Annotated in this window: 15 protein-coding genes; 8 read left to right on the top strand and 7 right to left on the bottom strand. The window is 47.9% G+C overall.

Features of this window, described 5'->3' with window-relative positions; genetic code table 11:
• Positions 1-34: 34 nt before the first annotated feature.
• The 6 genes from Poly24_RS13195 to Poly24_RS13170 all read left to right on the top strand — a co-directional run bounded on the left by Poly24_RS13195 (position 35) and on the right by Poly24_RS13170 (position 6,310).
• Positions 35-2,170 carry a DEAD/DEAH box helicase gene (locus Poly24_RS13195; RefSeq protein WP_145095850.1) on the top strand — a complete coding sequence of 712 codons (2,136 nt, stop codon included), beginning with the start codon at positions 35-37 and terminating at the stop codon, positions 2,168-2,170.
• Positions 2,171-2,174: 4 nt separating this feature from the next.
• A complete protein-coding gene (locus Poly24_RS13190) occupies positions 2,175-2,882 on the top strand; it encodes a DUF2290 domain-containing protein (protein ID WP_145095847.1) in 708 nt (235 codons plus the stop codon).
• A 127-nt stretch (positions 2,883-3,009) separates the two neighbouring features.
• Positions 3,010-3,774 carry a hypothetical protein gene (locus Poly24_RS13185; protein WP_145095844.1) on the top strand — a complete coding sequence of 255 codons (765 nt, stop codon included), beginning with the start codon at positions 3,010-3,012 and terminating at the stop codon, positions 3,772-3,774.
• Positions 3,775-3,777: 3 nt separating this feature from the next.
• Positions 3,778-4,845, top strand: coding sequence for a tetratricopeptide repeat protein (locus Poly24_RS13180; protein ID WP_145095841.1), 1,068 nt, complete (start codon positions 3,778-3,780; stop codon positions 4,843-4,845).
• Between the two features lie 35 nt (positions 4,846-4,880).
• On the top strand, positions 4,881-5,966 hold the full coding sequence (locus Poly24_RS13175; RefSeq protein WP_145095839.1) for a serine/threonine protein kinase: 1,086 nt from the start codon (positions 4,881-4,883) through the stop codon (positions 5,964-5,966).
• Complete coding sequence (locus Poly24_RS13170; RefSeq protein WP_145095836.1) at positions 5,963-6,310, top strand: hypothetical protein; 348 nt, start codon at positions 5,963-5,965, stop codon at positions 6,308-6,310. The genes Poly24_RS13175 and Poly24_RS13170 overlap by 4 nt, the downstream gene beginning before the upstream one ends.
• A gap of 192 nt (positions 6,311-6,502) precedes the next feature.
• Here the strand turns inward: Poly24_RS13170 and Poly24_RS13165 are convergent, their stop codons facing one another.
• Positions 6,503-7,075: an NADAR family protein gene (locus Poly24_RS13165; protein ID WP_145095833.1), complete on the bottom strand. Its 573-nt coding sequence runs from the start codon at positions 7,073-7,075 to the stop codon at positions 6,503-6,505.
• A 58-nt stretch (positions 7,076-7,133) separates the two neighbouring features.
• Between Poly24_RS13165 and Poly24_RS13160 the strand changes: the two genes are divergently transcribed.
• Positions 7,134-8,027 (top strand): exonuclease/endonuclease/phosphatase family protein, encoded by an 894-nt coding sequence (locus Poly24_RS13160; protein ID WP_145095830.1) that lies wholly within the window; start codon positions 7,134-7,136, stop codon positions 8,025-8,027.
• Positions 8,028-8,038: 11 nt separating this feature from the next.
• Positions 8,039-9,130, top strand: a complete 1,092-nt coding sequence (locus Poly24_RS13155; protein WP_145095827.1) for a hypothetical protein — start codon at positions 8,039-8,041, stop codon at positions 9,128-9,130.
• A 32-nt stretch (positions 9,131-9,162) separates the two neighbouring features.
• Here the strand turns inward: Poly24_RS13155 and Poly24_RS13150 are convergent, their stop codons facing one another.
• The 6 genes from Poly24_RS13150 to Poly24_RS13125 form a co-directional block, all read right to left on the bottom strand.
• The gene (locus Poly24_RS13150) at positions 9,163-10,224 is read right to left on the bottom strand and encodes an HNH endonuclease (RefSeq protein ID WP_145095824.1); all 1,062 of its coding nucleotides are present in this window, start codon (positions 10,222-10,224) and stop codon (positions 9,163-9,165) included.
• The gene (locus Poly24_RS13145) at positions 10,221-10,607 is read right to left on the bottom strand and encodes an HIT family protein (RefSeq protein WP_145095821.1); all 387 of its coding nucleotides are present in this window, start codon (positions 10,605-10,607) and stop codon (positions 10,221-10,223) included. The genes Poly24_RS13150 and Poly24_RS13145 overlap by 4 nt, the downstream gene beginning before the upstream one ends.
• A 254-nt stretch (positions 10,608-10,861) precedes the next feature.
• A complete protein-coding gene (locus Poly24_RS13140; protein WP_145095818.1) occupies positions 10,862-11,392 on the bottom strand; it encodes a hypothetical protein in 531 nt (176 codons plus the stop codon).
• On the bottom strand, positions 11,379-12,230 hold the full coding sequence (locus Poly24_RS13135) for a zincin-like metallopeptidase domain-containing protein (RefSeq protein ID WP_145095815.1): 852 nt from the start codon (positions 12,228-12,230) through the stop codon (positions 11,379-11,381). The genes Poly24_RS13140 and Poly24_RS13135 overlap by 14 nt, the downstream gene beginning before the upstream one ends.
• Positions 12,231-12,544: 314 nt before the next feature.
• A complete protein-coding gene (locus Poly24_RS13130) occupies positions 12,545-12,781 on the bottom strand; it encodes a hypothetical protein (RefSeq protein WP_145095812.1) in 237 nt (78 codons plus the stop codon).
• Positions 12,782-12,907: 126 nt separating this feature from the next.
• A complete protein-coding gene (locus Poly24_RS13125) occupies positions 12,908-14,803 on the bottom strand; it encodes a hypothetical protein (protein WP_145095809.1) in 1,896 nt (631 codons plus the stop codon).
• Positions 14,804-14,818: the final 15 nt, after the last annotated feature.

The raw sequence follows: 14,818 nt of genomic DNA, 5'->3' as shown, positions 1-14,818 counted from the left end.
GCTGTGTCGCATGTAAAAACAACCGAGCCCTTCCATGCAAATATTTCCAAGCAAGCAGCAATTCAAGAAGTTTCCCGCAGCAGAAGCTCTATTAGATGTACTTGAGGCAAATGAAGGACGATTGGGCCTAAAGGAAAGCGTTCTGTACCACAATTTCCCTCTCTATCGAGATGAAGAGGGTGGAATTATTGTTGCAGATGCCATGCTTTTGTCTCCTTGTCATGGCGTGGTTGGATTTGCGTTAACTAATGCTGGGCCGGGAGCTTCATCCGATGAACTATCCGCTTGTATCCCAGTCGTAGAGCAGCTACCAGCCCATGTTCATTCACGCTTGATTCGCAATAAGTCGCTCCGAAAATCTTCGGTTAACCTCAGCTTCGACATCACACCATTTGTATTTGCTCCGTTTCTTGGAACTGTTCCAGAGGATATCGAGTTCGATTGCGATGTGGTTACTGAGTTAACGACTCTGGCCGACTACTTGGAAGCTATTCGTGAAGAGCCGATGGATGAAACTGTTTTCTCGGAATTGGTAGCAACCATTGATGGAGCAAAGGGCCTTATCCGCACTAAGAAGCGAGACATTTCAGGCAAGGACCAGAAATCAAAAGGTAAGCAGGCGGAACTGGTAGAGGCAGCCATTACGAATTTTGACCAGCAACAAAAACATGGAATTATGGGCGTCGTCACCGGCCCCCAACGAATTCGTGGTCTCGCAGGCTCGGGAAAAACTGTTGTTTTGGCTATGAAAGCAGCCCAAACACATCTCCAGAATCCCGATGCCCGAATTGCTTTTACATTTTCGACGAAGAGTCTCTACCAGCATGTAAAGCGCTTGATCACTCGTTTCTATCGCCAGTTTGATGACCAAGACCCGGACTGGGATCGGGTGCAAATTCTCCACGGCTGGGGTGGGAAAAGCAGCCCCGGACTCTATTCACTGTCTTGCGAGCAACACGAAGTTCCATCGCTCACAGTTCCCGAAGCGAAACGCCAATCGCTCGGTGATGCGTTTGAACACGCCTGCACAGTTCTAATGGAGACGGCTCGGATACAACCTCAGTTTGATTACATCTTCGTCGATGAAGGGCAGGATTTTCCATTGTCGTTTATCCGCCTGTGTCATTTGTTGGCCGAGAATGGGAAATTCGTTTACGCCTATGATGAGCTACAAACGCTATTTCACGCAACAACGCCCGGTCAATCCGAAGTCTTTGGTGTGGGGGAGGACGGCACACCTAACGCAACCTTCGAGGAAGATATTATTCTTCATAAGTGCTATCGAAACCCCCGTGAAATTATCGTGTGCGCTCACGGTCTCGGATTCGGCTTCTACAGCGAACGAATCGACCAAATGCTCGAAAATCAAAAACATTGGGAAGACATCGGGTATCGAGTCGTGAGTGGAACCTTTGAAGAGGGCGAGAAGATTGTCGTTGAACGGCCTGAAGACAATTCACTTACGGTCATTTCGGACATCAGTGGATTGGATGAGATTGTCAAAGGATATGTCGCAACCAACTTTCAAGACGAAGTGAGATACGTTGTCGATAACATCGCCAGTGACATTGCAGACGGACTGACGCCAGAGGATATCCTCGTTGTTTCAGTGGATGATCGAAATGCGAAAGCCTATCTTTCATCCGTTGAAATGGGGCTGATGAAGAAAAAGATCAGTTGCAACAACCTTCACAGCGATAGCTTCGGCATTCAGGACTTTGCTAAAGACGGACGAGTTACTCTTGCGACTGTTCACAAAGCGAAAGGGAATGAAGCGTTTATGGTATATGTCGTGGGCGTTGACGCCGTGATGTATCGCCCAAATGTTAACAAGCGGAATAAATTGTTTACGGCGATGACCCGTGCGAAAGGTTGGGTTCGGGTTAGCGGTGAGGGCGAAGGTGCAGCGCAATTTATCAAAGAATTAACAACTGCGAAAGCAAAGTTCCCTCGCCTCGAATTTACTTACCCTAGTGAAGAGGAATTGAAGGTAATGAAACGGGATCTGGCTGAGTCAGCCGATCAGAAGTTACGGCAAAAGAGACTGCTGGATCAGCTAAGAGAGGAACTAAGCGATGAAGAGATCCGACGATTGATGAATGAAGAGACCCCGAAAGGAAAAGTAGCAACGAAGAAGGTAGGAAATTCGACACGTCGAAAGGGAGATTAGCACGGTGATCGGCGATGGCATGTTTAATGACCAGATCAATCGTGCGGCTGATGTGCTGAACCAACTTGATCTACTTGAAAGGCAAGAGTATTGCCCAAACCGGAGCGTAAAAGCGGCGACGTTTCGAGCGCTGTCGTACCGTGAAACATTCGAACGCACAATACAAGAGATTGCCTATGACTTTATTCTCTCAGATCAATCTCTCATTCATTTTAGCAAATCGGGTAACAATGAGCATGATGGTGGATTGAGCTACTCCTATCTCGATTGTCCTTTGGAAGTTCAGTCGTATCAGGACTTTTCCGCCGAGTGGCTTGACATTAAACCCGAAGACGCAAATTACGATGACGTAATTGCAGAATGGGGTGACTCTCTTCGCCAAGAGTACGAACAATATGTGAACACTTGCGAGGCGAGACCGGTTACTCCGATTCGATACGATTACGCAGCGAGTGCCTATATGCCCGGCAGACATCCAGTCTCGCATGTTCACTTTGGCTTCAAGAATCATATTCGAGTTGCGACAAGGCGTATGTTGAGACCGATTTCGTTTGTCTTACTTGTGATTCGGCAAAGATATCCTGATGAATGGATGCGATTTCTCTCACTTGATGAAGGCCGCCACTTGTGTCAGGAAATAAGGGGAACTCTTGATTTAGTTAGTAGTGAATTCTGGGATGAACCTGACGAGCATCAGATGATATTGGAATAACGAGCGATTGCGACTGCGTGCGAAATTCCGGCCAGACTGCAACTGCCGCCTGTCCCTTCCGGCCATTGTCACAGTCCCTTAAAATGCCGTTCTTAATCGACAAAACTATTTTTCAGGTGGATTTCCATTGGATTTGATCGAACTGCAACGTGAATTCATTGGCCGAGTTGAATCGGCCAGCGGTAAACCTTTGATCATGCAGTGCGATCCGAAGTTTGCTGGACATGCGACCATTCGCATTGCTCGGGATGATCAGCCAGCCCATCTACTGCTCCACAAACAGGAGCATGAGGCTGTGCTGCCGTACCTAGTCGCTTTTCAATGCTTGTTGGCGCTCCGAACTATCGAGGCTGACAAAGAATCGAGATTCGACCTTGCATCGAAGCCAAACATGGCGGGTGATGTACTGAAGTTGACGACCGAACACGCCAACAAGAATCCCAGCATACCGGAACACGCTATTCCTCAACTTGCAACTCAATTTGGGAACGGACTCGGTTGGCAGTTACGATCATTTCCAATTGCGATTCGTGTTGACAGGCAAATTCACGACGACCATCCCAAACTCCGACCGCTGCAACGCAAAAACATCGAACAACAACTGCAAGAGTCGATGGAAGCGTTGAGCCCCAGCATCAAGAAGATCGCACCGAAAGAAATAATTGACGCCAACGCCTCAATGAGTTCAGCATTCACCCAGTTCTGGGCTGACCTTTGGAACGAACCGGCGCTCAGCACTCCGTTTACCGCTGCTGGCTACAAACCGATTGGCGAAAAACTTTTGGCATTAAACGCATCCATTGCCGATGACCCGAACAAGGATCGTGAATTGATTGAGTCGTGGGCAAAAGCGGTTGGTATCGACCGCTGGTTTCAGACGGTGGCGAGGTAGATCATGTCCAAAGAGTTCACATTCAAATTAGCTTTCGAGGACTTTGATATCTCGCTGCTTGGCGATGAGGTCAAGTTGGGATCAGACGAGTTTACATCCAAGGTAAGCCAATTTTTTGCTAAGCAGTTTGCTGGTTTCGGTGGTCGGGCTCGTGTGATCGTGAGTGATGCCGATCAAGAAATCGAAGTCCACTGGACCAAGGAAGCCAATTGGAAAGATCCCAAAGAGAAAATCCTTGATCTGCTAAACGATGGAAAGCTGACGACCGCTTTGCCGATGTTGTGGACTCTGGTTCAGCAAGACCCAACCGATGCTGACAATCTTTATCATCTTGGTGTCGTTTACAGCGAACTACGCCAGTTCGACAAAGCATCCGCAACTTTGGAGCAACTTATTGAAATTGCACCAGATCACGTTCATGGGCTGACGGCTCTTGGAGTTGCGGAAATTAACTCTGGCAATTTGTTGATTGCGGAAGAGTGGCTTCGGAAGGCAACAAAGGTTGACCCCAAAAACCAATGGGCCTTGAGAAATCTTGGTGCCTGTTTGATGAAACAGGATCGCTATCAAGATGCCAGCGAGATTTTGAGCCGCTGCCTTGCTGAAGCTCCCAAAGATATCGCCGCCATGGTTGGACTTGGCGAAGCTCAAGAGGCCCTTGGTGATGATTCCTCGGCTGATGGTCTTTATCGAATGGCAATTCAAATCGGCGGTCCAGAGCACATCGTCGATATCGCAAAAGAACGTCGAACGAAAATCGCTGAAAATCGGATGCGGGAAAACTCCGATGTTCGTCTGGATGTTGTCGAGTACATCGGAATGGCGCTGGAAAAGTTTCGGACTATGGAACCGAAGCAGATTCAAGATCTTGGAATCGAAATTGGTTTGCTTGGCACAAAGGGGCTGAGCATCAACGATCCCACCAAAACTTACAAAGTGAAATCGCTTGACGGCGAGTTCACTGGCCTACAACTTGTCTCGATCATGTATGCAGCATTCGAGCAGTTCGCACCGGGAACCAACGTAGGTGTGGATTTCAGCAAGGAATATCAAATCGCTGCGGAACAGTAGGGATGCGGCCATAAGTATATGAATCACAAATCATCATGAACAAAACGCTAGATTTGCCGCCGTTGAACGAACAAGACTCCGTTGCTGCGCTCATCGAAACGCTGAAAGTCGGACTCCAGTATCCCGCCGACGATGGCTTTAACGACTCATATTGCCGCATACGAGCGATCCTTCGTCGCCATCCTTTGCTCAAGGGGAAACTTCCAGAATTTCTGGCAAGTAGCACGACGTTAGAAGCCTATCGTGTGTGGATGAAGCAACGGTACGAGAAGTCGTTCGAGTGGAATTCTCATGTCGGTAATGCTCTCGCACAACTCATAAGTCTTTTGTCGTCTGGGGATTCCTTGGACAACTACGATATTGAGAGAGAGTTGGGCCGTGGTGGATTTGGCCGAATCTTTGTTGCACGTCACAAGCTAACCGAACGACGATTCGCAATAAAATTCTATCAACCGATGTTTCATGACGGCGGCGGTACAGCCCTAAGCCGATTCTTTCAAGAAGCAAGCATGTTGTATGACCTTCAACATCCAAACATCGTAACTGTCCGGGACGTAGGCCTGTATCGAGAGCGTCCTTTTATTGTGATGGACTACTTCGAAAGCTTGACGCTCAATCGAGCGTTGATGGCGTATGGGCGAATGCCACCAGTGAAGGCGTTGTCGATGGTGAAGTTAATGACCTCGGCCCTGCAACACGCACACGAGAAACAAATTGTACATCGAGACCTTACGCCGGGTAATGTTCTCCTCGCACCCAACGACTGCCGCATAATTGATTTCGGTCTGGGAGTTTACGTTGAACGTTCCTTGACTTCCCGGCTCACACAACAGGGAGAAAACCCCGCAGGAGGTCACTATACCGCCCGTGAGTTGATTGATAATCCCAAACTCATTGATCGACGGTCGGACATTTATTCTATAGGTGCTCTGTGGTACAACGCTGTAACGAACACTGTTCCCGGTGGAGCCAATTTCGCCGATTCCCTGACTGAGATCGCTGAACTGCCCGAGAGCCACCGTGCAATAATATTGACTTGTCTTTCGGATATGGAGCATCGCTACCAATCCTGCGAAGAGTTGCAGTCCGCAATCCAAGCAAATGAGGAGGCTATCGAGTGAAGTACGCAGATATCCACTTGCCCTATTTCAAACAAGGCGATGACTTGGGACATCATCTCAAACATTGTGCCACCGTCGAGGATGCGTTGGAGGCACACGCACAACAACTCGATTACGCTGCGGAAATATTGCGTAAAGTTCGGAGCATGATTGCTGGTCAGGGCGTTACGCTGGAAGCTGACACACACATGATCATGGCGTCCGGGCCTGACGAAATTATCGAAGCGTTAATTGACGCAAAATATGCCTCGAATACTTGGGATGAAGACGGAGAGATTGAGGCAGAGAATGAAAACGGAGAGAATGAGAATCAGGGAAAGACAGGATGGGACAGGGTGTTTTAGGACGATGCGTTTTTAATCGGCTTCGAAAAATGTCTCGGCTGGGTCAAAGTCGAAAAAGCGGACATTGATTTTTCTGTTTCATCACGGTGCTCAATCCTTGTTCGTTTCGAAACTCTACTTAACCAACTCGTTTCACCTAACAATGGAAAAAATTTACAAGCTGGGTGCAGTGAGGGCTTTCGATTCATGTCATCACTCCTTCGGTGCCGTTGTTCCCGACTGCTTTGACAACTCTTCACGAACATCCATCAAAGCAAACCCAAGCAAGTTCTGCCCCTGCCACGTCACGGGGTTCTTTGCCCGGTCATCGTCTGCTTTCAAACCAATTCCCCAAATTCGATCATACGGACTTGCTTCAACAAGCACGGCATCGCCAGTCCCCAACAGGAACTCTTGAAGGTGACTGTTCTGGCTGAACTTGGCGACGTTGCCCTCGGTCACAAGACGACGAGCGTTCTCATCCCAAAGTGAACTGTCGAAGTTCTTCACTTTCCGGCCAAGGGCCTTCGCTGTCTTTGGATCACTTGATTCCAAAATTTGTAACAGCGATTCTTCGTCGCCGAATAGCCGGGCTTTCGCCGCCATCATCCAATGCTCAGCAGTTTGGTAAACTGTTCCATCAACGGTGAACGATGATTCGTACCACTGGCTCAGGCACGATTTCGTGATCTTGCCATCCTTGGACGACTGATGCCCCCAGAAGTACAGGTAGTCGAATTGTTCGCCGGTCGAACATCGTTGTCGTAATGTTTCAAGATCAAGCATGTTGTGGCCAAACAGAAATAGGGGTTCTGGCAAGACATGATTTTACAGGAATTGGTTCATGTGGAAATTCGGTGGATGGATTCTCTTTGTTGTGGCTCTTGTTGGCTGTGATTCAGCGACAAAGCCAACACCGGATGCTGATCGGCCAGTTCAACCAGTGGTCGAACAGCCAACCGCTTCCAATCCTTCGGCAAAGACCGGAGCAATTTCCATTCTGGCATGGAATGTGGAATCAGGCGGCAACTATCCCGAGGTTATCGCCAAGCAGCTTGGTGAAATGAGCGGGTACGACGTTTATTGCCTGTCCGAAGTGGCCGACGAAAATTTTGACCGATACACCGCTGCCCTTGGTCCTAAATTTCAATCGGTCAATGGCCGTACCGGCAGGAACGACCGTCTCCAAATCAGTTTCGACTCAGATCGATTCGAGTTGCTGGAAACCAAAGAACTGATGGAGCATCGTGACTTTACGTTGAACAACGGAACTCATCGATCACCGCTTTACGTTCGACTTGAGGATAAAGTCATCGGCATTCAATTCATCGTAATGACGAACCATCTTGCCCGTGGTAACGCTGAACTCAGAAAACAACAAGCCATTGGACTCAGGGAGTGGGCTCGTGATCAGAACGTCGGCGTGATCAATATCGGCGATTTTAACATGGATTATGACTTCCACACTGAACGTGGAAACGACGCCTTCCCAGAGATCCTTAGAGACAACATTTTTTCATGGGTGAAGCCGGTTGATTTGATCGATACCAACTGGTCTGACAACGACGGAGACGGCAACGATAATTATCCAGAATCAATGCTGGACTTTGCTCTTGTGGCTGGTCCAGCCAAGGATTGGAATCCGGTTTGTCGTGTGATTGTTCGTGAAAATGATTTCCCCGATGATAAAACAACCAGTGATCATCGACCGATTGAATTGAGATTGACCGTGAAGTAGTGAGCAGCAACATGGCAAAGAAAACAGCAACTAAAAAACTGACTTACAAAGAGGCAATAAATTGTCCCGTAGCGGAAACATTGCGTGCCAAAGTAGGAAAACCGAGAATACTGACGCTAGGTGAACTTGCCAAGGCAGTCGATGGCCTTCCGTCAACAAAGGCTATCTTTGGCCAGCTATCAAGTACGAGCGTGAAACCGAAGAAGCTCTCAAACGCCAAGTCCCTCAAAGCCGATTTAGAGCAGTTTGCAGAACTCTCTCCTGACACCCCTGCTTATACGCTTATGAAATCGAAGGGCGAGGCGTATTCAGCGTGGCCGATAATCTGGGCCGGTGAGAACAACTCGAAGTTTATCATTGTTGGATACCACGACCCTGTTCGTTTTGGGTTTCCTAGTGAGTCCACAGGCGTCATCAGCATCGGGCCAGACAAGCCGTGGACAACGCAAGACCGAGAATTTGGAGTCGGCCTTGCTTTTGAGCCGCCCAAGAAAGGGAAAAGTGGCTGCAAAGTCATCATGGAGCCAATGGGTGAGCGATTGACCGGTCGCCAGCTTACATCACGATACGGTTCAAGCTGGCGAAAGGTATTGAAGGGAAGTTTTCAGCTTTTCGGCCCCGAGGGAAAGAACACGATCTACCGGTTTCAAAAGCCTCTACCATTACCAGAGGAATTTGAATCGCTCCTTCGTAAGAAATGCACGAAAACTGTTTTGAAATGGGTTGAAGAAGCCTTCAGCATTATTGAAGAACTTGGAAGCGACCTTCGAGACGCCTTCGAGAATACACCGGAGTCCCTTCAGGAGTCCGATGTCGGAATGGCCCGAGATGAAGCAGCAACAATTCTGGAAGAGCTTGCCTATGAAAAACCGGCTATCCCCGAGACTTTGAAAAGGAAGAAGGTCTTCGTTCCGCCTCCCAAAAGGTTGAAAAGCCGTAGAGATCAAGCTAACGAAGCAGCCGACATATTGGAGGCAGTGAACCAAGAGGTCTCCAAGCACGGTGATCTTTGTGAAGCTCAAGAATTCAAGAAATTCACATCACAGATTGAGGACACGGTTTCCAACTTGGAGGACGTTGAGTTTCCGGGAATGTTTGGCTGAACTTGGCGTAGCTGAAGGTGGTTGTTTTTGGCTCACGCCACCAACAGTTCCCGCCATTTCGGTCCTAAGTGCTGAAACACCGCTTGTTGTAACCACACTTGTCCCTTGGACTTTTCAACTTGCTCATAAGCCCACTCCGTGATCCTGATTGAAGCTAATGAATCTGAGGGCAATCCAGCATCAATCAATCGCTGGTCCAACTCAACAGACCGAACCCGATTTCTTTCCGACCACGATTCCAAATGTTGTTCTGCGGCAAGATAGTCGGACTTTGAGTTGTTACAACGTGGATGAGCCAACACAAAGTTGTGCCCCAGATCAGTTGGATATCGAGACCAAGGAACAAAATGATCAACTTCCAAATTGGTTCGCAGTTCTTGATGACAATAGAAACACTGTCGATCCTGAACGTCGATTAAAATGTGTTTGTATGCTTCCAGCGATGACCGCTCTTGATCGAACATAAACGTCCCAAGGTCGGTCAGGTTTCCGAGATTGTTGGCGTTGAGCCTCTGAACGAATCTCACCCATGCTCCCTGAATCAGATCTCGCATCAGGCCGTAGAAAGCCCTGAAGCAGAAAGCCACACCGGGCTTCAGTGTGATCGTCTTTGTGGTCGTGTCCAAGTTGTCATACAGGAAATCGAGGCGTTCACTTCCAACAGTCTGCAACTTCCACAGCGGCATCTCGTTGACGACCCGTTTTACAGTTCCTTTCAATGAACGCCACAAGTCCGGTGCGGTTTGTTTGAATTTGAAAAGCGAACTACCGAAATCATCTTGGGCCTTAATGACTGTGGAGATGACCGCTGCCTGTCGTCCTGTGTTCTGCTGAAGAATAATCCCAGTTGACTGACTACCGCTTTGGAATGGCCTGCATTGTTGCCAATAAAGTTCGATGAACTTTTCAGCGATGTCTTTCACATCGAGATCCAAAGAACCCCCGGTATCATCGCCCTTGATAACGCACAAATCGGCAATGGCATGAAGCAGGGCAAACTTGTAAGAGGCCGTGAATTGACCCTCACCAAGCAACCGTTGGATATTTCTGAGGAAGAGAACCTGATCTTCAGGTGTTGGGGGTGCAACGCTCATTCGTCACCCCAGTAATTGGCTTTATCAGGGATGATCCATCGAACACCACCTCGTGGGTCAGGAACGTCATCATTCCATCGAGGAATAACATGGATGTGTGCGTGCATCACAGTCTGGCCAGCAGCAACGCCGTCGTTCAGGCCAATGTTATAACCATCTGGTTGAAACTTCTCCTGAAGCCGTTCCCGTGTTTCAGTTACCAGCCGCCACAATTCTGACTGGAGTTCAGGTTCAAGGTCAAAGAGGCTGGCGACGTGTTGATGATGGACAACAAGGGAATGCCCTTCGGACACAGGGAAGCCATCCCAAAGAACAACACCGGTTTCGTTTTGAAACCAGATATTCTCTGGAGCGAGTTCACAAAACGGGCATTTGCCATCCATCGGTTATTGTCCAATTCAACAAGTTGTCTCCGTCACACGAGATCCAGTCTATCTTGGAACACGCCAGTACAAAAGTTGGACTAGCGTTGATCAAACGATTGGGTCGCCGAAGACAACAGCTTCCAGTCCATCGCCTTCCCACTGATCGAAACCGGTTCAGGTGGTTTCGATCAGGAGAAGAGGAAGGAAATCATGCTTCGCCAAAATGATAATTTTGGATTGTTGCTTAAAGCGACCATCTTTTTGGCAGAAAGTTAGGCACTCAAGAACGCTCGATTACTGCGTCCAGCCTGTTCCTTGAAAATCTTCAGGGCCTTATCCGGGTCAGCAGCAAACGAAGCAAAATATTCCGGCAGAGTGGCATGGAACTTCCATTCCTCTATTTTCACAAGCTCCAATGATTCTTCAGGTGTGTGATCCTGAAAGAGCAAGATATCCATCAGCCATCTTGGTTTCTGCCAATCGTAATCGTAACCGACAACGACCGTATGGAAATTGCTTGAAACAAATCCCCAGTTAAGATTCGGATAGAGCTTTCTTCCAATCGCCCAACAGAAAGGGGCAATATTGTGGCAGCATCTCCTTGGTTGATACCACGATAAACAGCCCTCTCTTGGTCGCCGTCTTTCAAATTCCCCGTCTCCATAGCTGCACGGTGGATCACCTGCCTGATACTCCATGGTGAGCAGCTTCATTCCCAACGTCAGTGGCAACACCACTTCGAGGTCGTCGAGCAAAGGAACTATTTGTTTCCGCCAGCGGTCTGAAAAATCAAATCGTCTCATTTGTTTCACCTCGCTCACTGTTTGCCGCTGGTTCCAATGAGAGCCTTTCGGCTTCATCAAGGATCAACGCAACCGCATCGCAGGTGCGATCTAAGACTTCACCACATTTCTTCAATGCCTTGTCTGTGCTTTCGCCAGCAAACTGTTGGATGTAACTCCAACATCGGCCCAGATCGGCATCATGTTTGAACCCCAGTATTGTTAGGATCACTGAACTACCAAGTTGAGCCACGATTTCTTGACTTGGTTTACTGCTGCCTTGGAGCTTACCATTGCGGTGATCGGCAGCGTGAACCAACTCATGGCACCATGTAGATAAATCTTTGACTCCCAACGCAATCGATTGGTCATGACGATAGACGCCAGCGTAATTCGCACCAGATCCATTGTATGCTTCGACCGAAAGGCCCCAAGCATCAGCGACTTCTCGAAGCGGGAGATCATTTAGCCATGCTAAAACCTCCCGGTCACAACCTGTAATTGGCTTCCCCTCCGTCTGTTCGATTCCAAACACTGGTGTCCCCCGAAAACCGTAAACCATGATTCGATCCTCATCGTTCTTATCCTTAATCGATTTAGAAAGTGGTGAAAGGATTCGAATCGACTTCTCACCTTTCTTGACACGACGCTCGACTTTATCCCATTGCCGAAATCCCCGAGCCTCCGAATAACCGTTGATGGCGACAATGAGTTGATTCCGCCACGACCATTTCCGGCATGGTGATCCGTCTCTCCTGTTCACAATGACCCTCGCTATTGGGCCGGGAAGTGACTCTGGTGATTCGAAAGCACTGAGAATTTGTTTTGCGGCTTCTTCAGCCTTGTTCTTCATTATCATTGCTACTTCCTTGTAGTTTTCTGCGCACGTTCAAGCACAGTTGGTTCGGGAAACATATCAGCCAATTGAATCAGGCTGATGGCTCGTTCACCGACAGGGCGAAGGAGCGGGCGTTACAGAAAACGCCCAGTAAAAAGAAGTAGTTTTGCAGTTGCTCGTCAGTATCTTTCAGTGATGATTGTGGTTTTAACAAATCTGCGCTTTAAGGGCAAATTCTCTTGTCACCATCGTTGATCGTTAGCATGTATGAAATGTTTCAGCCCAAAAGTTGAACTCGCAGATTGTAAATTGGAGGTGGCATATATCCTTGACGGCTACCACGGCATACCCTTCCTTCCACGTTGCTCACTAAAGGCTCTGTGAGCCTCTCTGAACGCTTTCTGCCGCTGCCCATAATCTTCCAGCCTGATTCTTGGCGAGAGCCCTAGAGAGGCAAATTCAGCCTTCATGATGTCGTTAATTTGATCAACGTATTGTCTTGTGGTAAGAACAAAATTCAGAATGTTTCGATTTGTCCGTTCTGCTTGTGATTGCTTGTCTTCCTTGAACATGTTTTCTCCTTGTGACTTTAACTTTGAATTGTCTTTGGGGTCAAAAGATGAAGTCAGTCCGTACCTTCCCCGTCTTCTGTTCCAAAATTCGTGTTTCTGATTGTTCTGAAGGCCGTTGGTGGCTCTTTAGATGTCTGGACGAGGACCGTTTACCATGGCAGCCCCCAAATGATCAGAATTTTGGGAAACGGTTTGATACAGTGTATTAAGTAGCTTGTTGTTTCTATCTTTGTTTATACCTGCGATAAATTCAGAAAATGTTTTTCCTGAACTGAATCGTTTCCAGAGCTTCTTCAACTTGGTCTGTTCTTCTTTCCAACTGCCTGCTGGAAACGAACTACCGGAAACCCAACGCCAAGCTTTTCCAGTTTCATGGTTGCGATCATAAATCTTGATGATCCCCATTCGATCAAACATGTCCCTGACAATTTGAAAATAGGTCTGATTCCAAACTGCCCCATCAACAACCATATTCCAAATCTTTTTGAAGCGATTGGTTGGCACCGCTTTGTTCTCCAGTGGATCATCATTGAGGCAAAAATTGGCGACCGTTGTAAAAGTCTCGATGAATCGAGCAGGAACAAATGCCTTGGTCACGGTGACAGGAGCCGTCAAGGAGACTGGATCAAATGTTCGAACTAGACGTGTTTTGGCTTCCATGTTGATCCCACGACCAAACTTTTTTGAAACCCACCAAGAGAACTTCCCTGATTTCAGAACAACTGGCCTTGCATCATCGTTTCCCAACAATGCCGGATCAAAGCTGTCTTCGATGTAAGAAAGGATCTGGCCAACACGACATTGACGACGACTTTCGTTGTCATCCCAGCATCCTGAAAACAATCCGCTGTCCCTCAAATGCACCAAGGCATCTTCAAGCGAAGGGAATCGCTTATGCTGCTTGTAAAATTGTCGTGTGAAAGGAAGCAGGTCGTCAAAATTACGGGCGAACGCATCACCTTCAGCAAATCCATCACGGTCGGTTGAGGCAACTTCAGCCTTCGGTGCAAACCTTGGTTGCTTGGGGCTCAACGAGGGTTGGGAAGCATCAACATCTTCGACGACGTTATTGTAAACAGGGATTCGGATCTTGCCGTCGCCTCTGCTCTGTTCCGATTTGATCTTGTTGAACTCTCTGAGGATATATTCATCAGTGCCAGTCCAACCAAAACCACGCAGCTTTTTGGTCAACTGGTCGTTTGCATTGTCACGCTGAATAAAACGATTTTTTTGCTCCCAGCCTTTGGCAACAAGGTCAGGATCAAGGTCAGCCTCAAGCCGATCAACGACCTCTTTGACACGCCACAAAGGAACAATTGGGCAGGCATTGAAACGATCAAGCTCATCAAATCCCCAACCTTGCGATGAAGCGGTAAGCTTCGCAAGGTTTGTAAACGGTAATTTTGCAAGTTTGCCTGAGTTGTGCTTTGTGGTTATGGTCCCTTTGATTTCGAAGTCACAGAGGATCTGATTCTGTAGGAACCATCTCCCCATCACATCCTGCAACTGGTCAGCAACTTCATTGAACGCCTCAACAGAGTTGTACCTGACTTTCAGATACCCGTTTTCGCCTCTGGATGATCCTCGATAAAATGCTTCTGGAAAGATCGTTTGCAGGATCTCCAGCGAGTCTTTCTGGTCTGTTTGCCACAACTTGTGAGCGTCAAGATCGATGTACAGAAGCCCCAATCCACGGTTGCCGGAAGTGTATGCCCTTATCTCTTCACAATCGATTTGCTCTTGGACAAACTTTGGGTTGTAGATATTTCTGACAATATCGAGGTACGGGTTAAACTTGCTGCCATCTGGATAAGTCGGTTTTTCACCGTTCTTGTAACGGGCATGGAGTCGCCAGTCATCCTTGGTGATGACATGGATGTATCGGTCCAAGACTTTCAGGCCGGAATCAAAGATGTTGATGAACGGCTTGAAGGAGTCAAATGTTGCCTGAGCAAGTTCGTTGACCTCGTTTTTCTTTTTGCTTTCTTCAGAAGAATTACTTTTATCTTTACTATTATACATTGCATTCCTTTCCGA

The organism is Rosistilla carotiformis (assembly GCF_007753095.1).
Lineage (GTDB): Bacteria > Planctomycetota > Planctomycetia > Pirellulales > Pirellulaceae > Rosistilla > Rosistilla carotiformis.
Note: the sequence above shows the minus strand (reverse complement) of the source record. Positions and strands in the feature narration are given on the sequence as shown.